Origin of the sequence: Acinetobacter sp. ANC 4648 (assembly GCF_002135345.1) — a bacterium.
GTDB lineage: Bacteria > Pseudomonadota > Gammaproteobacteria > Pseudomonadales > Moraxellaceae > Acinetobacter.
The window spans coordinates 165,196-187,562 of sequence record NZ_NEGI01000004.1 but is presented as its reverse complement, the minus strand read 5'-3'; the positions used below and the strand labels follow the sequence as shown (position 1 = coordinate 187,562).

Annotated in this window: 21 protein-coding genes, 1 tRNA gene, 3 pseudogenes and 1 riboswitch; of the genes and pseudogenes, 16 read left to right on the top strand and 9 right to left on the bottom strand. The window is 35.2% G+C overall.

All coding sequences use genetic code 11. The features are described 5' to 3' along the window. Window positions 1-130: 130 nt before the first annotated feature. Entirely contained in the window at window positions 131-1,141 is a 1,011-nt protein-coding gene (locus tag B9T27_RS08620; RefSeq protein WP_086206431.1) for an AraC family transcriptional regulator, read from the bottom strand. Window positions 1,142-1,450: 309 nt separating this feature from the next. Between B9T27_RS08620 and B9T27_RS08615 the strand changes: the two genes are divergently transcribed. From B9T27_RS08615 to B9T27_RS14895, 8 genes are all read left to right on the top strand, one after another. Continuing rightward, a complete protein-coding gene (locus tag B9T27_RS08615; protein ID WP_086206430.1) occupies window positions 1,451-2,041 on the top strand; it encodes an RBBP9/YdeN family alpha/beta hydrolase in 591 nt (196 codons plus the stop codon). A gap of 194 nt (window positions 2,042-2,235) precedes the next feature. Then, window positions 2,236-4,071, top strand: coding sequence for a DUF1302 domain-containing protein (locus B9T27_RS08610; RefSeq protein WP_086206429.1), 1,836 nt, complete (start codon window positions 2,236-2,238; stop codon window positions 4,069-4,071). A 390-nt stretch (window positions 4,072-4,461) separates the two neighbouring features. Continuing rightward, entirely contained in the window at window positions 4,462-5,811 is a 1,350-nt protein-coding gene (locus B9T27_RS08605) for a sphingomyelin phosphodiesterase (RefSeq protein WP_086206428.1), read from the top strand. A gap of 9 nt (window positions 5,812-5,820) precedes the next feature. After that, on the top strand, window positions 5,821-6,792 hold the full coding sequence (locus tag B9T27_RS08600) for a lipase secretion chaperone (RefSeq protein WP_086206427.1): 972 nt from the start codon (window positions 5,821-5,823) through the stop codon (window positions 6,790-6,792). 192 nt (window positions 6,793-6,984) lie between these two features. Then, window positions 6,985-7,185, top strand: a complete 201-nt coding sequence (locus B9T27_RS15025) for a hypothetical protein (protein ID WP_086206426.1) — start codon at window positions 6,985-6,987, stop codon at window positions 7,183-7,185. A 341-nt stretch (window positions 7,186-7,526) separates the two neighbouring features. Beyond that, entirely contained in the window at window positions 7,527-7,733 is a 207-nt protein-coding gene (locus tag B9T27_RS08590; protein ID WP_086206425.1) for a hypothetical protein, read from the top strand. Between the two features lie 138 nt (window positions 7,734-7,871). Further along, window positions 7,872-7,948 (top strand) — tRNA-Met (locus tag B9T27_RS08585). Between the two features lie 254 nt (window positions 7,949-8,202). Further along, the gene (locus B9T27_RS14895) at window positions 8,203-8,352 is read left to right on the top strand and encodes a hypothetical protein (protein WP_171263369.1); all 150 of its coding nucleotides are present in this window, start codon (window positions 8,203-8,205) and stop codon (window positions 8,350-8,352) included. Window positions 8,353-8,462: 110 nt separating this feature from the next. Here B9T27_RS14895 and B9T27_RS08580 read toward each other — a convergent pair whose 3' ends face one another. Beyond that, on the bottom strand, window positions 8,463-8,891 hold the full coding sequence (locus B9T27_RS08580) for a DNA breaking-rejoining protein (RefSeq protein WP_086206424.1): 429 nt from the start codon (window positions 8,889-8,891) through the stop codon (window positions 8,463-8,465). Between the two features lie 615 nt (window positions 8,892-9,506). Here B9T27_RS08580 and B9T27_RS08575 point away from each other — a divergent pair. Continuing rightward, a complete protein-coding gene (locus tag B9T27_RS08575) occupies window positions 9,507-9,710 on the top strand; it encodes a hypothetical protein (RefSeq protein ID WP_228146179.1) in 204 nt (67 codons plus the stop codon). A 256-nt stretch (window positions 9,711-9,966) separates the two neighbouring features. On the opposite strand, the gene B9T27_RS08570 is transcribed toward B9T27_RS08575, so the two are convergent. Both B9T27_RS08570 and B9T27_RS08565 read right to left on the bottom strand, forming a co-directional pair. After that, window positions 9,967-10,416: a universal stress protein gene (locus tag B9T27_RS08570; protein WP_086206422.1), complete on the bottom strand. Its 450-nt coding sequence runs from the start codon at window positions 10,414-10,416 to the stop codon at window positions 9,967-9,969. A gap of 358 nt (window positions 10,417-10,774) precedes the next feature. Next, on the bottom strand, window positions 10,775-12,403 hold the full coding sequence (locus B9T27_RS08565) for a long-chain-fatty-acid--CoA ligase (RefSeq protein ID WP_086206421.1): 1,629 nt from the start codon (window positions 12,401-12,403) through the stop codon (window positions 10,775-10,777). 390 nt (window positions 12,404-12,793) lie between these two features. Beyond that, a riboswitch (glycine riboswitch) is annotated at window positions 12,794-12,882 on the top strand. Between the two features lie 161 nt (window positions 12,883-13,043). Between B9T27_RS08565 and B9T27_RS08560 the strand changes: the two are divergent. Beyond that, window positions 13,044-13,184: pseudogene (locus tag B9T27_RS08560) on the top strand (FAD-dependent oxidoreductase); the annotation flags it as partial. Window positions 13,185-13,407: 223 nt separating this feature from the next. On the opposite strand, the gene B9T27_RS08555 reads toward B9T27_RS08560, so the two are convergent. Both B9T27_RS08555 and B9T27_RS08550 read right to left on the bottom strand, forming a co-directional pair. After that, window positions 13,408-14,142 carry a DUF1266 domain-containing protein gene (locus tag B9T27_RS08555; RefSeq protein ID WP_086206420.1) on the bottom strand — a complete coding sequence of 245 codons (735 nt, stop codon included), beginning with the start codon at window positions 14,140-14,142 and terminating at the stop codon, window positions 13,408-13,410. 203 nt (window positions 14,143-14,345) lie between these two features. Further along, complete coding sequence (locus B9T27_RS08550) at window positions 14,346-14,966, bottom strand: hypothetical protein (protein ID WP_086206419.1); 621 nt, start codon at window positions 14,964-14,966, stop codon at window positions 14,346-14,348. A 90-nt stretch (window positions 14,967-15,056) separates the two neighbouring features. On the opposite strand from B9T27_RS08550, the pseudogene B9T27_RS15020 reads away from it, so the two are divergent. The 4 genes and pseudogenes from B9T27_RS15020 to B9T27_RS08535 all read left to right on the top strand — a co-directional run. After that, window positions 15,057-15,140 (top strand): annotated as a pseudogene (locus B9T27_RS15020) (glycoside hydrolase family protein); the annotation flags it as partial. Window positions 15,141-15,697: 557 nt separating this feature from the next. Next, window positions 15,698-15,934: a VF530 family DNA-binding protein gene (locus B9T27_RS08545; RefSeq protein ID WP_067724253.1), complete on the top strand. Its 237-nt coding sequence runs from the start codon at window positions 15,698-15,700 to the stop codon at window positions 15,932-15,934. Between the two features lie 337 nt (window positions 15,935-16,271). Then, window positions 16,272-16,481: pseudogene (locus B9T27_RS08540) on the top strand (FAD-dependent oxidoreductase); the annotation flags it as partial. 596 nt (window positions 16,482-17,077) lie between these two features. Continuing rightward, window positions 17,078-17,290, top strand: coding sequence for a hypothetical protein (locus B9T27_RS08535; RefSeq protein WP_086206418.1), 213 nt, complete (start codon window positions 17,078-17,080; stop codon window positions 17,288-17,290). A 231-nt stretch (window positions 17,291-17,521) separates the two neighbouring features. Here the strand turns inward: B9T27_RS08535 and bioB are convergent, their stop codons facing one another. Then, window positions 17,522-18,511, bottom strand: coding sequence for a biotin synthase BioB (bioB, locus tag B9T27_RS08530; RefSeq protein ID WP_086206417.1), 990 nt, complete (start codon window positions 18,509-18,511; stop codon window positions 17,522-17,524). A 299-nt stretch (window positions 18,512-18,810) separates the two neighbouring features. Beyond that, entirely contained in the window at window positions 18,811-19,905 is a 1,095-nt protein-coding gene (gene queG / locus B9T27_RS08525; protein WP_086206416.1) for a tRNA epoxyqueuosine(34) reductase QueG, read from the bottom strand. A gap of 22 nt (window positions 19,906-19,927) precedes the next feature. On the opposite strand from queG, the gene B9T27_RS08520 reads away from it, so the two are divergent. Continuing rightward, on the top strand, window positions 19,928-21,409 hold the full coding sequence (locus B9T27_RS08520) for an NAD(P)H-hydrate dehydratase (RefSeq protein WP_086206415.1): 1,482 nt from the start codon (window positions 19,928-19,930) through the stop codon (window positions 21,407-21,409). A 65-nt stretch (window positions 21,410-21,474) separates the two neighbouring features. Next, on the top strand, window positions 21,475-21,807 hold the full coding sequence (locus tag B9T27_RS08515) for a hypothetical protein (protein WP_086206414.1): 333 nt from the start codon (window positions 21,475-21,477) through the stop codon (window positions 21,805-21,807). A gap of 7 nt (window positions 21,808-21,814) precedes the next feature. On the opposite strand, the gene ruvC is transcribed toward B9T27_RS08515, so the two are convergent. Further along, the gene (gene ruvC, locus B9T27_RS08510; RefSeq protein ID WP_086206583.1) at window positions 21,815-22,360 is read right to left on the bottom strand and encodes a crossover junction endodeoxyribonuclease RuvC; all 546 of its coding nucleotides are present in this window, start codon (window positions 22,358-22,360) and stop codon (window positions 21,815-21,817) included. Window positions 22,361-22,367: the final 7 nt, after the last annotated feature.

Genomic DNA, 22,367 nt, shown 5'->3' with positions numbered 1-22,367 from the left:
CTGATCATGCATCGATACGTGAAATTTCATTCGATGAAACTTCTTTTTATCGCGATACCTGTCTTTTGCGTTGTAAATAAAAATATTGTTGTGGTATCTAATGCCCTAATAATATAAAGCATAGACTCAATTAGTTGAGTATAGCTTTATTGATATTACGCCAAGTGGTTGGTGCTATTTCAAACTGACTGATAAACCAGCGGGTAAAAGAGCTCGGCGTAGAATAACCAAGAATATCAGAGACTTGGCCGAGTGAGTAATTGAGATTTTGCAGGTAACGGAATACTAAGTTACGACGTACATCATTGATTAAATCACTAAAACTGGTTTGAGATGCTTCTAAACGACGCTGTAATGTTCGCACGTTAATTCCATGCGTTTGTGCGATCTGATCAATGGTGGCACGGCCCATAGGGAGAAGTAGATAAATACTTTTGCGGATATCAAAAATAATAGAAGATTCACTGTTATTTTGTAATATATCCAGATAACGTTGCGCATGATCGGCCATGGCTGTATTGGCTTGTGGATTGGCTGTATCAAGCTCTGCTGCTGTGCAGACAATACCATTGAATTCACTGCCAAACTCTAATGAACATCCAAAAATGCGTCGGTGTACAGAGAGATCATTGGGTGCACTGTGGGTGAAATGTATACTTAATGGTCGCCATTTCTGAGCCAGTAATGCGGCGCAGAAACGGTGCATAATTCCAAGCGCAAGCTCAGTCGCCTGACGGCTGTAGACTGAGGTCGTCGTTACCACTTCTTCTCGAATAATGACGGTATTGCCCACTTCTTCGATATAAATCGCAAGTGAATTGTTGAGTAAATTACGGTATCGGACGATCGTCTGCAAAGCATCACGTAAGGTATGTTGATAATTCAGTAATAGACTAATTTCTCCGAAATCTGAGAGTTGTCGTTGTTCGGCCATGTGTAAACCGAACACTTCACAACCACTGATCTGAGCTGACTGTTCTAGTAATGCTACTGCCTTATCTACAGGAATACGCTGTTTAGTATTATTTAATTGAGTGGGGCAGAGTCCAACACTGGATAATAAATGGTAAGGATTGACATTAAATTGCTGGGTAACATCCACATAATTTTTCAGAACGGCTGTATGGGCCAGAGGAACCATTTCATTATCTCCTTATTTTTAAACTAACCTTCCTAGTCAGTCTTTATTTATAGCCCAAATACTTAGTCTCTAATCTCAAGTATTTACTTTGGCCGTAAAGCAATTATGCATCTTTATTCGCTTGTTTTTAACTTCTTTTAATTACTTAAAAATATTTTTAGCATCTTAGATAGTTTTAAACGATTTGTCATCAAATGACAAGAGTTTGACACCCAATGTGCATCATTTGAAAAGCCTACTCTTTATTGTGGATATGAAATTTATATCATTCATGACCTTCAGCAAGCCATTAAGTTTAAAGGTGTAGAGATGGAAAAAATACTGACAAAGGCGACTGTTTTAATCATTCCAGGCTTACGTGATCACGTTGAAGAACATTGGCAAACCATACTAGAGACACGTTTGGTCAAGGTACGTTCTGTGCCGCCTGCAGATACCGATAAACTGAATTGTGCAAAACGAGTTGATCGGATTCAGGCAGAGTTGGAGAAAATAGATGGTCCTGTCATTTTAGTTGCACACAGTGCAGGTGTATTGATGACCATACATTGGGCAGCTAAGTATCAGCACGAGATTAAAGGAGCGTTACTGGTAACACCACCTGACTTATCTGAAAGTTGGCCAGAAAACTACCCAAGTTCAGATACGCTTAGACAAGAAGGCTGGGCACCTTTACCGAGTCAAATCTTGCCTTTTCCAAGTATTGTCATCGCCAGTAGCAATGACCATTTAGCCAGTGATGATGCTGTTGCAAATATGGCCAAAACATGGGGCAGTCAACTGGTTAATTTAGGGGCTGTTGGTCATCTTAATCCTGCAGCTGGTTTTGGTCCTTGGCCACAGGCTGAACAATTTATTCAGCAGCTCGATTTAGTGGATGATTGTGTAATGTCGGCGTAATTAAGCAACATATGTTTTAGTTTTTTAAGGTTTAAGCCTAATTTTGCAATACCTCAGTTTTGCAGCTTTTGCTCATTCGTTAGCAATAGGCTGCGAATGGATTTTATAAAACAATAATTCGTGCTTCTGTTTACCCGCGGCATTCTGGAGGGTAGAAAGTTGATCAAAATAAATCATATCTATATGGAGATGATATGGTGAATAAGTATATATATTTTAATGAAAAAAAAAATCATGTTTTATTCATTCAAAGGGTTGGCATTTCTTTAGGTTTAATCCTATCCATGTCAAAAGTGACTGCTGCCAGTTTTGACATCAATGACGATTGGAAGTTTGAAACAAATACCAGTTTAAGTATTGGTCAAAGTTGGAGTACACAAAATGCTGATGGTACATTACTCTATAAACCAGATGCACTCAGTATTGGTAAAGAGGGTTCGGGTATCGACATTAATGGTGATAATGGTCGTGCCAACTTTGAAAAAGGTGATGCTGTTTCTCAGATAATTAAAGGTTTAACGGAAGTTCGTTTAAATGGCCAACAACAAGGTGCTGTAATTAGTGCTAAATATTGGTATGACCATGCCTATGAAACTGGAAAAGGCGATTTTATAACTTTTGATGATTCAACATGGCCACGGCTGGTTAAATTTAAAGGCATCGACCTTTGGGATGCTTATATTTGGAAAAATTTTAATTTTGAAAATGCAAAAAGTTTAGATTTGAAATTAGGTAAGCATGCATTGAGTTGGGGGAAGTCGCAATTTTTCCAAAATGGTTTAAATTCAGTCAGTGCATTTGATTATGCTGCAATGAATCGTCCAGGGGGAGAGGTTAAAGAGCGCATCATTCCTGTGGAAATGTTCTCTTTTATTGCAGGGTTGAGCGATAAACTTAAAGTTGAAGGTTTTTATCAATTTAAATTCAGACCTTCAGTGATTGATGGTTGCGGTACTTTCTTTGAAGTCTCCGATGTTTTTGCAGAAAATTGTGGACCACTTTTAATTGGTGGCCCAGGATTTACAACAGATCAAGCGATTAATGGCCCATTGGATTTTACAGTGGCCCGTTTACCCAGTGAATATGCAAAAAATAGTGGTCAATATGGTATTGCCATTAAGCAAATCATTCCAAGTCTAAATAATGCTGAACTTGGGGCATACTATGCAAATTATCATAGCCGTATTTTACACTTTGATGGTGTTGTTGTTTCTGAGCCAGGTGCCCAAAACTATCACACTGCTAGAATTGTTTCAGTTTATCCTCAAGATATTGAAATGTATGGTCTAAGCTTAACGGGTAAGGTCGGTAAGACCGCTATTTTTAGTGAGTTAAATTATAAGCCAAATATGCCATTACACTTTAACAGTACCGATATTGTGTATGCTCAAGCTTTGTATGATGATACTCCACTCACAGCAGCCGGTGACACTTTAAAATTAGGTGAGCGAATCAATGGTTTTGCGCGAGTTCCTGTGACCCAATTTACACTTGGTGCTGCCAATACGATCCCGAATGTATTGGGTGCAAGTGCTTTATCTTTGGTAGGGGAGTTGGGTATTAACCATATTAGCGATGTCGGGAACTATCATTTTGGTCGCAGTGGTGCATTTGGTCGCAGTGGTTTATCGACCGGTGCTTATGATCCATCAAAATTAGAAACTTATTGTATTACCCCTAAAACAGGACAATTATCCGATAAAGAAGTTCAGGATTTAAATGAAAAATATTGTAATGATAAAGGATTCTTTGAGGAGTGGTCATTCGGTTATCGTTTACGCGGTGCATTGAGTTATAACGATTTACTTGCACAAACAACGGTTTCGCCAAGTTTAATGTTCCGACATGATGTCAAAGGCTATGGTCCAAACTTTCAGGAAGGTCAAATGGCAATTAGTGCAGGGGTATCTGCAACATATCAAAAGAAGTATGTAACAGAGCTTTCATATACTAATTTCTTTGGTTCAAATGAATTTTCTACTTTAGATGACAGGGACTTTGCTTCATTGGCATTTAAACTCAATTTTTAATCTAAATGTGACATTATCTATCAGGAAGGGCTTTGGCTGAGTAATGAATGTTGCAAGTTAAAGTCAAATTTCCACTAAAATTCCATCAAAATAAATCATGGTCATCTATTGGCTATGATTTATTTTGCTCGTTTTAAATATTAGTAAGCGGTGAATGCATTTGTACAAACTTGAAATATTGTATAAAAATCCCCCCTTGCTTGTGCCTTTATTTAGTCCTGAATCTTGAATGTCAATCATACTTATAAATTTAAATCATTTTTTGACCTTCATTCGTCGGAAAGTAATGTTGCTGTCGTACATTGTCACTGATTTGCAAAAATTACGTGCCATAGTGACCCTTTGATATTGTTTGAATAATAATTAATTAACACAACATGGAAGGGACTGATGAGCACCCAATTGAATAAAAATTTAAAGACAAGTATCGGATTATTAACATTTTTATTGTGTAGTCAGCAAGCGATTGCTGATACATACATTTATGTGACTAATACCACTCCTGAAACGGTATCCGTAAATATTAATCATCATGGTACACGTACTTTAGTCCAAGGGAGCGAATGGGCACAAGAAGCCACTCAAATTGCTCCTTACGAGACCAAACGTGTACTACGTTATAATCGGTATACTGGTGTAAAGTCAGGTCAAACTTATAATTTTGATACAGTAATTACTGGTGGTGGCTCAAGTGTAACCTTGAAACAATCTATGACAGGGACGTGGTCTGGTAGCGATATTAAACATTCTGCTTCTGGCAGTGATTTTTCTGCACCGTGGTTTAATAACCGTAATATTCAGCGTTACAATACCAATTATGCGGGTAAAACAGCCCAGACTGCATTTAAAGCTGAGTTAACGGGTGGCTATGATGATTTTCACTACACAATTCATCAAAATACAGTACCAGAGCCTGTTGTAAATAGTGCCAATGAGTTTAAAGTTTTAACCTATAATATTTATGCACTTCCTGTGGTTGCGAGTAAAATTGATGAGCGTTTAGATCAACTGCCACCCAACCTAAAAGGTTATGATGCACTTTTATTTCAAGAAGTATTTGCGTCTGGTCGTACCGCAATGTTGGCCAAATTAGCACTGGAATACCCTTACCAAACTTATATTCCAGTAGGTTCAGGCTTTAATATCTATGATAGTGGTACGCTGATTGCGAGTCGCTATCCTATCGTGAAGACTGATCACTTGATTTATCCTAGCTGTACAGGCACTGACTGTTTTGCAGATAAAGGGGTGATCTATGCTGAAATTCTGAAAAATGGTAAGGCTTACCATGTGACCTCAACCCATACAGCATCATTCGATACCGTTGCGGCACGTGACTTGCGTCAGCAACAATTTAAACAAATCCGCGCGTTAGTAGATAAGCAAAATATTCCATCATTTGACGCGGTATTGATGGGTGGGGATTTTAATGTGAATAAACTACTGTGGCCACAAGATTATGCCCAGATGTTGAGTAACCTTAATGCCACTGCCCCTATTAGCACCGGATACACAGAATCGACCTTTGATCCACGTGTTAACAAGCTATCTAGTGCTGGCCTAACAGGTGGTTCTACAGTCGAATATTTAGATTATGTTGTGTCATCTAATAATCATCGTCAGCCTATGCAAGCACGCAATGATGTGCGAATTATTCGCTCAGCCGCTGATTCATTATTTATGACTTGGGATTTATCTGATCATTTCCCTGTAATGGGCCAATTCGAATATAACCCATAAGGAAGACCAATGAAGCACTTTTGGCTTATTGCTGTAGTGCTGAGTTTATTGGTGATTATTGTTGGTGCGGGTATATGGTTCGGTCTTAGCCCATCATATGCCGCATCAAAATTAGATCAAACTCAGACGTCATCTCCATCCCTAACAAAACCTGACCAGCCAATTGATTTGCAAAATAAGCTTACCGATGCAAACAATAATGAGTCAAAAATGCATCAACAACAGCAACTAGAATCGATCCAGAAAATCATTCAAGCATTTCAAAATAATCCAGGCAATGTCACTCAGTTATTCGCCCAATTACAGCAAAATTGCTTTGATGCGACTTGTCAGGCACTGTTAAAACAAGCATTAGCTGAATATCCTGATCAACAATTTGCGCAAACTTTAAAGCAATTATTTGAACGCTTTCCTATGTATGAAAAAGCCATGCAAGCCAAAATAATGTCAACCCAGATGACGCCACAGCAGCGTTATCAGGAAATTTGGAATTTACGTGAGCAGACTTTAGGTCAGAAGGAAGCACAACTTGGCTTTGGTGAAGAAAAAAAATTTGCCAGCTATCAATTTGCTTATGGCGAACTATTGAGTCGAGCACCGCAGATGACGCAACAGCAACGTCTTCAAGAACTTGCAGAATTACAACAGCAATATAAAGATCTGAGCAAAAATATTGATGGTCAAAGTGGTAGTTATGATAAAGCACTTAAATTGGCTTTAATTGGTGTTACTGACCCTGCACAGCAACAGAAAATCACGCAACAGTTGCGTAGCAGTTATTTTTCACCGAAAGAAGTTGCTCAATTTGCTGCGCGCGAACAACAAGTAGATCGGCAACAGCAGCAAGTAGAAAGTTATCAATCGGAGCTTGCTACATTAAATCAAGAAATGAATCAGCGAAAACAAAGCTTATCTGAAAATATTTGGCAGCAGCAATATCAACTGCGGTTAGAACAGCTACGACAAAAGCATTTTAATTAAAAGGTTGTTGAGGTGGCATAATTCCAATCAAAGAGAAATAAAAGCTAAAACTTATAATTGGTGATGTAATAGTGATTTACTACACATTAAGAGGGCTCATCAAAATATGAGTTTTAAAAAAAATTAATACACTAATATTAAAATAGGGGACTATAATTTTAGTTAAATATTGGGCCACATGGGATCAAGAAAATGCTGCTAAAATTTACAATTCGATTTCTAAGTGTATTATTGGTGGTATTGAGTTTAGCTGCCATCATTATTCATTTTTTCTTTTCAAGTAAATTCACAACTGACTTATGGATACTTATGGTTCCTATTATTCTTGGGGTTCCAATTTTAATATCAGTTGTAGTTACTCATGATGCTGAGCTAGATATTCATAATATTTAATAGGATATCTAATTAATTTTTATATTTATTTTTGAATAAAAGCCCGATCATTTGATTGGGCTTTTTTATGGATGTGTTTTGATATTACGATAGGGGCATTTATTTTAATTAAACAACAATCAAACGTTAATCAGCACAAAAATTAAGGAGCAGTCTCACAGAAATTTAGAGCATTTAATATGATTAAAATAGTTATCCTCTGTAGTCATAAATATCCTCCTTATAAAATAGTTTTTAACGTATATTGATGAGCGCTCAATGTGTAACTACAAAACCTAATAATCATTGAATGCTATTTTTGCAGTCTAAGACTGTGTTGTTTTTATTTTAAAGGTGTATTTATGAATAAACTTGATATTAATGTAAGGGATCAGTTTGGTACGCATTATGCTATTGAGGCGACTTTAGATGAGGTTGTATCAAGTGCTGTTAAAACGTATGAACGAATAAAATATATTATTGTGGATAATGAGATGATTCGCCCTAGTTTTGAAATGTTTTTTCAAAGCACCCAAAGCGGAAAGATTTTTAAAATTATTGAATCTTAAAATAAAAAAATTCGTACAATGCTGATTTTTAGTACCTAAATATAGGTCTAGATTGGATAATATTTATCAATATTTTTTATTTATATTTAATAATGGTTGTATTACCTAGTGTTAAGGCGTATAAAGTCACTTCGTTGATGCGGGATGGAGCAGTCTGGTAGCTCGTCGGGCTCATAACCCGAAGGTCGTTGGTTCAAATCCAGCTCCCGCTACCAACGAGAAAGATTTAAAGTTTCATAGCTTAGTTTACTTCATGTAGATTAGGCTTTTTTTATGCCTCAACCTTAAAATACTCAAGTACTTCAAGTTATGCTTGATACATAACAAATAAGCTTGAAATCAATTTTTCTAAATTTTCACATAAGTTTGCATAAATAACAAAACTAAGCATAAGTTGGGTTGGAATGTAACAACTATAGGTGTTATTTCTAATAGGCTTTCCTTAAATAAATTAAGTATGAGGTCATTCATGTTAAAAGCCGTAGCTTTATTAGGAACAGGGATAGCAATTGGTTGTTGCTATCAATCCTTTAAAAAGGATCCTAAAAAATCTAGAGATAAAAATTTAGATAAAGTTGGGAAAACAGCTAAGGAAGATGAGGGCTCTGTTAAAGAGTAGTATTGGTTAAACATTGAATTTGTTCAGTCAGTTTATAAAACCACCATTTTGGTGGTTTTTTTGTATGGTGCTTTTTAAGTTATATATCACATACAGCGAATCTTATGAGATCACTCTTTTAATGGATTTAAAATTTGTAATTTTAGTTTAAAATTGACAGTCTTATTTTTTCGCGCTGTATTACGCATTTGATAGACTTGCAATATATATTGCCCACTAACAGGCAGCTTTAGTTCACCTTTTGAACCTACTATTGAGCCTATTAATAATGCATTTGCTTCCCCTGGTTTATCGCCTGGTGTAAAAATATTGATATAAGCGAGATCATGAGTACTTGTCAGATCAAACTTTAAAATTTGCCCTTCTTTGGCTGTAATCGTATATTGAATATTATCATAGCCTTTAAAACTGCCTTGTAAATTTTGAATATTAGTACCTTGGGAGAAAAGAACCTCATGCTCGCTTGTTTTAGCAAAAGTATAAGAAGTATGGGTTGTAATTAGTGTAGAAAAAATGGCAGTCATAATATATTTTTTCAATTTTATAGCCTCAATAGTGTTCTTTAGTTGATTATATTGTCACAGAAAGTCTTCTTCCATTTTTAAATTTGTAAGGAATGATTTTAATCAATTTTTCTAGAGTATTTGCATGTATTAACTTAATGGTATTAAAAAGCTGTAAGCGTAATTTGAGTGTTCATTACACAACCTTTTTGCAAGGTATCAATTCGGATTCGGTTGGTATTATTTTAAGTAACAATCATTCTCGTTAATAAGTCGAAATAAAAAACATAATAATATGAAGAGCATATGATGAAGACTCTAGATATTGCCGTGTTTTTTGTGATGTATATTTTTCTAATGGCTTTAGTATGTACGATAAGGTAAAAATGCCTATCATTCTTTTTAATTTTTTGTAAGTTCAACATCACTGATGATAGATTTTATTTTGATCAAGAGAGATTGCAGGTTTTTAAAATAATAAGGATGAATATAAATAACGATCTCCCCCCCCAAAAAAATAATAGTTTAAAAATGATAAATAATTTAATTAGTAGAACTTAATTATTTTGTGATTTATTTATCATTTATGTAAGATATATTGAAATCCATCGATTGTTTTTGTATAGTTTATATACTTTATTTGATTTGGAGATGGCTATTATGATTTTTTGGGATGGGGAAAATATGCTTCCTGAACAAGCAGAAAATTTCAAGATATATTTAAAAAACTATCTGATTAAATTAGATTATGAATATTTATTGGATGAAAAAACATTCAATTATGATAGTGTCAGTGATGAATTTTTAGATGCAGATATCCAAGCATTTTATCATCTATGGATAATAGCCGCTTAAAGTGAAATAGAATTTATATTCATGTTTAAAAGCATGTTTAAAAAAAACGGTTTTTTATTGTGATATTTTGCTTTGAAACCTAATTTCATTCTTGTTGTGCTATTGGTAAAATAAATGAATAGATCTGTTTTTTATTTATTATATGTTTAGCTATTACACTGGGATTGTATTATTTATATAAATATATCAATTGTTTATTTAAGTAGATAAAAGAAAATCCACATGAGGTGGATAATCTTTTAGGACTAATAATATCTTATTGTGTATGTTTGATAATGAGTACGGGTACATGACTTAATGTCAGTACATCTTGAGCAACACTACCTAAAGCAATTTTTTTAAAACCAGTTCGACCATGTGAGCCCATCACAATTAAATCAACATTTAATTCATTGGCTAATTGAGTGATTGCATGACTTTCAGCCATATTACCAAGGATTTTAGCATCTGTACTAATACCAGCATTGGTAAATTTGAGTTTCAAAGTACTTAAAGTATTTTTTGCATGAGCCACTGCTTCTGAATAATAATCTGTAGCACTGAGTGCTTTTCCATAGAAACTGGTATTACTCAAAGGGTCTAGAGAAACAACACTAACGAGGGTGACTTTACACTTAAGTACTTTCGCTAAAATCAGCGCTTCTTCTGCCGCAGCAAGAGAGACATCGGAATCATCAACAGCAACAAGCAGGTGTTGGTAATGCATGAAAATTTCCTCTGATTATAAGAATTTTTATCTATTTAAAATATACGCCCATTGGTTTGAGGTTTATTGTTGAAATTATGTGATTTTATTATTTCTTTCAGGTAAAGAACGGTTTTATCTAGATCAGTGCTTCATGAGCAAATTGTTTAAAAAAATACATATCTATGCCTAGAGAAAGCTAAAAAATTAAAATAAATTGTGAATATTTCTTTGTAGGTTATCTAAATAATATCTAACTTCAGTATATTAAGTTTTGCTCAGCGTATTAGATTGATAGTTTGGGTAATAATAGAATTAAGATGATTAACAAGGTACCCAAAAATTGAGTACCTTGGATAAGCGCTATTATAAAATTGAGTTAGCTACTGAGTAAGACATCTCCAAACTTTTCACGTAAATCTTTCTTCAGCATTTTACCTGTACCACTTAATGGAATTGTTTCTACAAAGATAACAGTGTCTGGAATTTGCCATTTTGCAATTTTATCGATGTAATAATCTAAAAGCTCTTGCTCTGTGATTTGACTGGAATTGGTCTTAATGGCGACAACCACAGGGCGTTCATCCCATTTTGGATGGCTCGCAGCAATCACCGCAGCCATTGAAATTTCAGGATGACCCATCGCAATATTTTCCAGTTCGACAGATGAAATCCATTCTCCACCTGACTTAATTAAGTCTTTGGCACGGTCACTTAAAAATAAGAAGCCATCTTCATCGAGAGCCGCAATATCGCCAGTATCAAACCAACCATCAGTCGTTAATGCACTTTCATTTTTACCGAAATATTCATTGATAATCCAATGACCTTTAATTTGTAAATTACCTGTAGTCTGACCATCGCGTGCTAATTGAAGTGTGCCTTTTTCTTGATCTGTAATGCGTAAATCTACCCCAAAAGGTGGGCGTCCTTGAGAAAGACGTAATTTGAATTTATCATCATCAGAAAGAAGATCATGCTTAGCTTTTAGCTGATTTCCAGTGCCTAATGGGCTGGTTTCGGTCATCCCCCAAGCATGAATAGTTTCGCAGTCATAAATATCTTTAAAGGCTTTCATCATTGCGGGTGGGCAAGCTGAACCACCGACAATGGTACGTTTTAAACTTTTTAGTTGAGATCCAGATTGTTTTGCTGCTGCAAGTAAACCTTGCCAAATTGTGGGTACGCCCAATGCAATAGTTACTTTAAACTCATCAATCAATTGAACTAAGCTAGCGCCATCTAAGCCAGGGCCTGGTAATACCATGGTACAACCAACCATTGCTGCGGCATAAGGCGTTCCCCATGCATTTACATGGAACATCGGAACGACAGGCAGCATAATGTTCTGTGCAGATAGGTTTAATGAGTCAGGTAAACAAATAGCATAGGTATGTAAAATGGTTGAACGATGGCTGTATAAGGCACCTTTAGGATTACCTGTTGTACCTGAGGTATAACAGAGAGAACTTGCTGTGGTTTCATCAAATGTTGGCCATTCAAATTCTGCAGATTGTTCTGCAAGTAGTGTATCGTAGAACTTAACATCAGGTAGTGCATTAACAACGTCTTGATCGAATGCACCTAAGCAAACAAAGTGTTCAACTTGGGGAAGATGTGCTTTTACCCCAGTAATTAGTGGTAAAAAGGTTTTATCAAATAAGATTACGCGATCTTTGGCATCATTAATAATAAAAATTAGCTGCTCTGGAAAGAGGCGCGGGTTAATGGTATGACACACCATACCACTACCTGAAATGGCATACCATGACTCTAAATGACGATGATTATTCCAAGCGATGGTGGCAACTCGATCATTTGGCTTTATGTTTAATGCTAGTAAGGCATTTGCAAAGCGTTTGGAATTCTGTGCGACATGCGTCCAATCTGTTTTTGTTATCGTACCATCTGTATTTTTTGAGATGATTGCAGTGTCACCATGATAGCGTGCAGCATGCTCAATCAAGCTACTAATGAGTAGCGGTTGAAACATCATACGTCCTTGCATAAAAATTTCCTTATCGTGTTGATATTGATTTATCGTTGTTTTTAAAAAGCGTTCTATCTGAAAAAATGATGCGATAGAAAAGGCTACTTTTTCATCCTAGCGATTTATGCAATTAAAGCAATATTTAAGTTGAATTTTTTTGTGTGATAAGGTCAGATTATCTATTGTTTAAGCAACTTCTGATGAGTTATTATTGTTTTTATAAAAAAATTGAATATTAACAATGGCTTGGTTTGGTGTTCTTGAATATTAAAAACATAAATATACTTATTATAATCAAATTTTTTTATTGAGGTAAAGTTATGCGTCAAACGTGAGATATTGATGCTACACTCAAAAAGATTAAAAAATAATTGAATATTGGCATAAACATTGCTGCATAACAATTCAAAGATTATTGCAGGAGAGAGGTCTTCTGTAGATCCGCCGAAGGAGCAACGACCTCGGAAACTCTCAGGCAAAAGGACTGTAATAATTGAAAAAAATCTGGAGAGAAGTCATTCTAGTAAAATTATATAGAAATGTGCTCACCGAAGGGGATGGTTGTATTCAAATGGATTGAATATGGATCGAAGCTCTCAGGTACCAATGACAGATGAGGCATAGTTTGAAATGAAAAACATTTCAAAGGAGTGTATTTATGTGTCATATCGTGGTGATCGGTTCAGGAATTACTGATGTAACGTCGGCTTATGAACTCGCCCAATTGGGTTATCAAGTCACAGTGATTGACCGACATTTATTTCCTGCAATGGAAACTTCATTTGCAAATGGTGGGCAACCGATTATCAAGCTGCAGCCAATCAGTTTGATGTATGTGTGAAGGCAGGGGCGGATGATGCAGGGATTGGTGAATCGTCGTAAAGTTGAAAAGGTATTGTTTAAAAAAAGCCCTTTAAAGGGCTTTTTTAAACAACTCGAAATCATGTTAATTTAAAATAAATTAAATTCTAGCAAGGAAAAATAGGCGAGTATTTCGAAAACTTTCCAGAAAAATATATAAGTTACACAAAAGAATATCTTTGATAAATATCAATATCTTGTATTTTGCGTAAAGTCGGATTTTTACTATGCAATAATTGTGTTGTCTCGACAATTAATTCTTCTAAATCATAACCTTGTATTGTTCTTCCTAGTAGAAAAGATACAGTGTAATCAGCCCAACTTTCCCCATATTCTAAGGCTATTTTTTCCGCATGTTCTATAATATTCCAAGTCTCACTTTCAGATAAATAACCACTCCAAAAGCACCATTTAGCTACTGAAACGGCACGACAGATATCCCACGCGTATGTAGATTGTGTTTGCTTAACCAAGGAAAGATCTATTTTTAAGTCTTTTGCTATTTGCTTTTTTATTTTGCTTAAATCTTCAGAAGGATGTTGTAATAAAGCATCAATTTGAGAACTTCGCTGCAATTCAAGTAGACTTTTTAGTATTCCTTTGGCCTCTTCAGCATTAGTGATGTCCCACTGTTGACCTAATTCATATTTATACTGGCTTAAATCAATATCATTTGGATAAAAATTTAAAATCTTTTCTCCACGGTAATAAAAAAGAATAGCCCCCAATGCCAATCTTTTTTCTTGTTGCTTTGTTAAGGGTTTTTCAGTATTACTTAGCTTAAAATCATTCAGTATTTTTTGCTTTCTTTTTTTCATAATGGTATATAAAACAATCATGTAAACAATGAATACACAGACGATTCCACTGATTATCAAATAAATATTAGTGTTCATTTATTCCTCTTTTTATGATATTGAAGTTTGCGTAGAAAATAGGGACTTTCTCTTATTAAGGTGAAAAAATCATCAGCACTCTATCATGAATAAAAAACAAAATACTTCTTGAAGTAATTAAATTAATTGAGTTTACCAAGATTTACTCTTAGCACTAGGCATATACGTTTCGTGTAATGCCCATTATGTTAAATGGAGAGCTTTTATAAATTATTAATTTTAAAGTCTTCTAATGTTTTGCCTTTTTCATCTAATAAATTATGAACAAGCTCAGGATTTAATTTAAGCATAAATTCAAGACCATCATGGATTTTCCAAAATTGTAATTTAGGATGATCTATTATTTGGATTAAATGATTTTTTATCAAAGGAATATATTCACTATATTTACATTCTTCAATTACCCAAAATAAACCTTTAATATTAAATCGTTGGGTGTTAGATTTTTCGATAATTTTTTTTATAGGAGAGAATATTTTAATTCGCGCTGGCTCACCAAATCCTAAATCACATTGGATTGCCCAATAGCGCACAAAAGCGCGAAGTACATGCTGAAATGTATCATCATAGCCATGTAAACGATGATCTATATAACCATCTAATTTATTATCGTCTAACAAATTTACTAATACATCAAAACCAGAGGTTTGCCCCCAGTGGGTCAAAAGTTTTGCCGCTTCAAATATAATATTTTCATCAGAAGAATTTAATAAATTTATTATACGTTCCTCAGGAATGTCTTCTAGATCTAAATCTGTCGCATCACACGCGTAGTCTGCATGAACAGGAACATCATGTAGTAATAATGAAATTACTTTATCCATTGAAAAATTACTCATCAACAATTATCTTAAAATTGTCTAAAATTAACATAATACAGCTTATGCGAAATACTAAAATCAACTCGTTTAGATCAGTTTGAGGTATGGGTCAAGGCGGGTGGTAAAACGATGCAGGGATTGGTGAATCGACGAGCAAAAGAAAAAGCATTATTTTAAAAATGAAGTTTTTAGTTATTATGCTGTGCATCCTATGCTCAGGTTGCACAGCTCATTAGATTGCAACTCATATCACTCTTTGCGTACTATACGTGAATTAATAAAGCACTTATAGAGCTTTGTAGTATTTGTTTAATTCAACGAAAATTGAGCGATATCGATGTCTTAGATCTGCGGTTAATTCACGGTATTTTTTGATAAAATTAAATTTATACCTTAAAAATAGGTGAACATAAGTTAAATAGTGTGCACCTGAAAGAGGCCGTTTTCTTGTAGCTTTTTAACGATAGCATAATGCACAATTGCTACAGTAAAATGTTAGCATAATTAATTTATTTTACTAATAAAAATTTAATAAAACGCGGATTTAAATCATAAATTCCGTATATTTATTAAAAAGCTTTCTTTGAATTATTAATTGTTTTATGCATCAGCACTGTTGTAAATAGGAAGATAAGCTGTAATTTTCTATGTTAATTACGTTTAAATTCCAACCCTCTCATTTTCCAACTAGCTCAGGTTATAATAATGGCCTCCCAAAATACGGTTGATCTATTATGAATACCTCCAATGACCCTTTACACGGCAAAAAACTTGCTGACATTTTGGATGAGTTATTGGATTACTACGGTGGCTTTGAAGGCTTAAATCGTAAAATTGAAATTAGATGTTTTTGCATAGATCCAAGTGTTAAATCATCATTGCGATTCTTACGTACCACACCATGGGCACGTGAAAAAGTAGAAAGCTTATATTTGTATGTCTTACGCCAAAAAGCCAAACAGAAATCGTAGCTATCAAAACCCTAGCCTCAGTATAATATTTTATACCAAATAGTAAACTACACTTATTGAATAGCCACCGATTTTGTATACACCTTTTAATTAGTGGTGGACTGCCACCACTCTCCTAGACAAATTTAGTCTATTCTTAAGACCTTTTTAATAGGAAAATATGTATTCATAGCTAGGTTCATGAACCAAATATTTTATAAGTTATCACTTTAGTACTCTAAGTAATTAAATTTGATACAAAAAATAAGACTTTTAATTAATGTGTACATATATTGAATATTGTATTTATTTATAAAAAATAAGTATTTGAATTATAATAATTATGTGTCATTAACTTTTAATTAATTGGGTAAATAAGAATTTCGATATTTCTACAGAGCATAGTATTCCTTGGGCAGGATTAAGACCAATGATGCCAGTGGTAAAACGGGGTAAGCGAGACCGTGTGTTTTATAATACAGGGCATGGACATCTTGGTTGGACATTGTCTGCTGCAACCGCAGTTATGATTAGTCAAGAAGTTGCAGCATTACATCCACTATCGTGAATTTCATCAAATATATAGGCATGAAATATGACATATTTCATGCTTTTAATTTATGTGGACTTTTTAGTTTTAACTAGATTAAAGATCAATTTTGAATGAGATATATTTTTATAATTTAAAATATATTAATTAAAAACAATATTTTAAATTATGATTATCTGATTCAGATCAAGCCAATATATTAAAGTTAGAATTTGATAATTACAGCAAATATTACTTGAATATTCTCTAGATTATGCTAAATATATTCTACAGTCATTTTAATGACCAAGATGTTTCAGGATGGAAATATCTTGTGAAGCAAGTCGAAGAATGTATAGGAGAGTATAATGCTTCAAAAAATTAGAAAATTATTTTGTATTCATGCTTTTGAATATGAAATAGGTGAAAATTTAGTTTTGGTCAAAGAGTGTCGTAAGTGCGGTATGCATCATTAATTTTACTTTAATATTTTGTCTGGCATATCATCATATTATGCAAGTATTGATTCCGTAATATGATGATATTGAAATATTCAGCGCTTTTCTTATCTCATATTTAATTTCTTTCTATTTAAGTTAAAATATACCTATTCTCAGTATTTGTATTGATTCACGATGTCCAAAAATTTTAAAGCTGAAACTTATGTTGTAGATGATCATTTATCAGATACATTAACGTGGTTGTGCCAGCATCAAGACTGTTTTGATTCTTTTGAATATGATGCTCTTCATCAACAGTTAAAAGTTCATCATGCCAATGGCGTGGATGTTATTCGAGTTGGAATGTTTTTAAATGCCCAATATGGAATTCTGATTACCTCTTTATAATATTTTTAAATACTAAATTTTTTCACGACTACTTTATTTTTTAAAATGATATTAAAATCATAGTATTATTTCTTGTCATGTATTAATTCAAATTATACTTAGATTGAGTAAATATCTTTTATTCTAGCGACTTAATGGGTGATCTTTAACTTTTCACCCATTAAGTAGTAGATACTTACAGGATAGATTAAAACTATGAGTTATCGTTCTATTTCTGACTATTGTATTGAATTAACTTGCCATCGCATCAACTGAAAGTTCGGCTACAGTTGCTTTGGCTTTTTCAGCTTTTAATCCAAGTTTGCTAAATAATTGTTTATCTTTACCTTCACCAGCATTCGGAGTTGTTAGTAGTTTTTCACCAGAGAATAGTGAATTAGCACCAGCCATAAATGCTAAAGCTTGATCTGAATCAGTTAGTGCTTCACGACCAGCTGAAAGACGAATATAGCTGTGTGGCATAATGATGCGTGCTACTGCAATGGTACGAATCCATTCGGTGACATCTAATTTTTCAACATCTGCGAGTGGTGTACCTTCAATTGGAACCAGCATATTAATTGGTACAGATTCAGGATGAATTGGAAGTGTTGCCAGTTCTTGTAATAAGCCAATACGGTCATTCCGATTTTCGCCTAAACCGACGATACCACCACTACAAACTTTCATTCCCGCATTACGGACATAATCCAGTGTAGTTAACCGATCATCAAAAGTACGGGTACTAATGATATGAGAATAATATTCACGAGACGTATCTAGGTTATGGTTGTAATAATCCAAGCCTGCTTCATGTAAACGACCTGCCTGAGATTCATTGAGCATTCCCAGTGTCATACAGGTTTCTAGACCTAAAGCTTTGACTTCACGTACCATTTCTAGTACATAAGGCATATCGCGTTCATGCGGATTACGCCAAGCAGCACCCATACAAAAACGTGATGAACCTGATTCAAGGGCTTCTTTGGCTTCGCTAATCACTTTATCAACGGCAATGCGTTTTTCAGCTTCTAACTTGGAATCATAGTGTACGGATTGAGAGCAATATTTACAGTCTTCTGGACATTTACCTGTTTTAATCGAAAGTAGGGTGCTGACCTGAATGGTGTTTGCTTCAAAATTTTGACGATGTATACGCTGCGCCTCGGAAACTAAATCTAGAAAAGGCTGTTCATATAGAGCTTGAATTTCTTCGCGTGCCCAATCGTTGCGTACTTGCATGATTTATCCATTTATTTTCAACATTGCTTTGATCATACCTGATTTAAAGCAGGATAAAAGGGTAAAAAAGTTCAAAATAAATTAAATATCTCTATAGTTTTGGCAAATATTATAGAGAAATATAATCTTAGATTTAGTTACAAAATGAGCTGTATTTATGCTTATTTACCTACAAAGTTATTTTTTATAAAAAATAAAATGCTGAATCTTGGTTGCTATAAAATCAATATTTGATAAATTTTGTTAAGAACGTGCAAGTTTTAACTTAGAAAACAAAAATGGTCAGTTCCTTACAAAGTTTATAATTTTTTAGTTAGTTGTTCTTGAATCGCCCAGTCAATATGGACTTGCACAATCTCATCATGCTGTTCATTTTTGGTTTGTAAGGCAAGGACGATTTGTTCAGAAAAGGGTGCATTGCCTAAACCAATGGCGATATTACGTTTAAAACTTTGAAAGCCTGTGCGTCGTAAAGGGCTACCTTCGGTACAGGCTAAAAAGGTGGTTTCATCCCAATGCCATAAATCCAACAAACTAACATCATCTAAACCATGTCTTGGATTAAAGTCGTTAATCGTAGCTTTTTTCGCAAAACTATTCCATGGACAAATAAGCTGACAATCATCACACCCAAAAACACGATTACCAATGCCACGTCGTAATTCCTCTGGAATGATGCCTTGAAATTCAATGGTCAAATAGGCAATACATTTACGCGCATCAAGCATGTAGGGCTCAACAATAGCTTGAGTTGGACAAATATCAATGCATGCTGTACATGAACCGCAATGTGCACTTGCAGCCGAGTCAAAAGGTAAGTCTAAAGAGGTAAATAGTTCACCTAATACAAAAAAGGAACCTGATTTTTTATGAATTAATAAGGTATGTTTGCCTGTCCAGCCCATCCCCGCACTTTCAGCCAAAGACTTTTCAAAGATGGGCGCAGAATCGGCAAATGGACGTGATTCAAAATCTCCGACTTTCTCTCTAATTTTTGTTGCTAAAGTTTTTAAGCGACCACGCATAACTTTATGGTAGTCGCGGCCACGTGCATAGCGGGCAATAATTGCGGCATTTGGTTCATCAGGAACATAGCGTGGTTTAGGCGTTTCCACGAGATAGTTCATGCGCACACAAATGATACTTTTTGTTCCAGGAACCAGTAAAGTTGGATCGGCACGTTTTTCTAAATTTTCTTCTAAAAATTTCATGTCACCATGATAACCACGTTTTAAATATTCTTTGAATCGTGGTAATTCTGCTTGAGCATCTGGTTTGGCAATGACACAATCAGCAAAGCCAAGTTCCAAAGCCTGAGTTTTAATCCATGCTTTTAATACTTCAGGATCAATCTGTTGCAAAGGGATATTGGATGGAGCTGTGATTGCCGACATAAAATACAAATAAGGAAGAATAATGCATCAGCAAGTTTATCATAGTCGAGATATTCAAGCATGGGAGCAACGCTGGTTCTCTGAACAAAATAGTGCTTATGGGTTAATGCAGCAAGTTGCTTGGACGATTGCTCAGCGATTAGATGCATTATTTCAATCCACAGCATCGCATAAAAATATAAAGAAGATCGCTGTATGGTGTGGTTCAGGCAATAACGGGGGGGATGGTTATTGTATCGCAAGTTATTTAAAACAATACGGCTATGAGGTTGAGATTTTTGCAAGTGTAAGTGGTGAATCTCAGGAGTTAAAACAAGCAATTCACTATGCACAGCAGAATAATATCTGGATTCACCAAAATTTTAATATTTTACAGTCATTTGATTGCCATATTGACGCTTTATTTGGTATCGGGCTAAACCGAGATTTAGATGAAACGTGGCAAGCCATTATTCAACATTATAATGCTCAATCTGGTTTAAAGGTTTCTATTGATATTCCCAGTGGTTTACATGCCAATACAGGGCAAGTTTTGCCTTGTGCAATTCAGGCTGACCATACTTTCACGGTCTTGGGTCTAAAAGCTGGTTTATTCACAGGGCAAGGTAAAGAATATACAGGACAGGTTGATTGCATATCATTAATTCCAATAGATAATATATTAAAACCAATCGCGCATCTGTCATCCACACATATTCAGCTTCCTCAGCGTCAGGCATTTGGTCATAAAGGCAATTATGGTCATGTATTGGTGGTGGGGGGGCATGCAGATATGGGGGGCGCGGTGATGATGTCGGCTGAATCTGCATTTAGTGCAGGTGCAGGAAAAGTCAGCATTATCTGTCATGAGAAACATCACACTGCAATTTTGGCACGTTCGCCTAATATTATGCTGCAAGATATTAATGCCTTAACTCAAGCTGATATTCAAATATTGCTGGATCAGGTCGATGCGGTCTGTTTTGGTATGGGCTTAGGGCGAGATATGTGGTCTGAACAGCAATTTTTTAAATGGTTTCCAAAACTTAATTTATCTGAGCATTTGGAGGTTGTGCTAGATGCAGATGCATTATGGTTCTTGGCTTTACATCCTGAGCTATTAGGAAATCATACTTATGCCACGCCACATCCCGGTGAGGCAGCCAAATTACTCCAGTGCTCAGTTAAAGAAATAGAGTCGGATCGGGTGAATGCAATACAGCAGTTACAACAGAAGTATGCAGGGCAATGGGTACTTAAAGGTGCAGGTAGTTTAATTTTGCAAGATGAATTATGGATTTGTACTGTGGGTAATGCAGGTATGGGAACTGGTGGAATGGGTGATGTATTGGCGGGCATGATAGCGAGTTTAAAAGCGCAATTTCATGAAGCAATTCACCTCCACCAAATTGTAACCTTGCATGCTTTGGCAGGGGATCATTTAGCCCAAGCAGGAATGCGTGGTTTACAGGCACATCAAATGAATGAGGCAGTTTTTTATGTTGTAAATCATGGGATGAAATAGTCTAGATAACTAAGCTCATTGTCTAGATTTTAAAAGATCAAATTAAACTATAAGGGGGGAGTAAAGTGGATAAGTATTTAATTGTAGGTCTTGTTTTTGTAGTATGTATCGTAATAATTATTTATACACAAATGGATAGCAGGCCAAAGTCTGAAAAAGTTTCATTAAAAGAAATGCTTCAAAAAGAATTTTCAGAGTATAAAATTATTGAGCGAAATCAGAATATTATTATTTGTTGTGACAGTCCAAATCAGAGAGTTGCTGAAGAGTTGGTATTGATACGGATAGATCCACAGCAGCAAAAAAATTTACGTACATCAGGAAAAATGTTGATTGCAACATATTCGAAGCAACCCTCAATACGTGAAATGAAAAAAGATTTTTCAGCCTATTTATAATCAGCAATTAGCGTCGTCTGCTGCTGTTGCGACTACGCCCACGTGCCATGCCCCCCAGTGCATTTAAAACGGCAAGTTTGCTCATACTACCGGAAGCATGTGCATGACAAATTGCTGCTGCTAAAGCATCAGCAGCATCTTGTTGTGGTTTGATACTTAAATTTAAAAGTCGCATCACCATCATTTGGACTTGGTCTTTATCCGCCGCACCATAACCAACCACCGCTTGTTTGATTTGTCGCGCCGTATATTCAGCAACTTGTAAATCTAAATTTACTAAGGCGGCAATCGCAGCACCACGCGCTTGTCCTAATTTTAAAGCAGAGTCAGGATTTTGGGCCATAAACACTTGTTCAACGGCAGCTTCAGTTGGCCCATGATATTTGACAATGCGTTCTACGCCCGCAAAAATTCTTTTTAAGCGTTCAGGCATTTCAGTAGTTTCGGTACGAATTGTTCCTGCATCTACAAAAGTTAGTTTTTGACCATCTTTTTCAATGATTCCATAACCTGTGAGACGAGAACCTGGATCAATACCAATAATTAATGACATGCTGGAC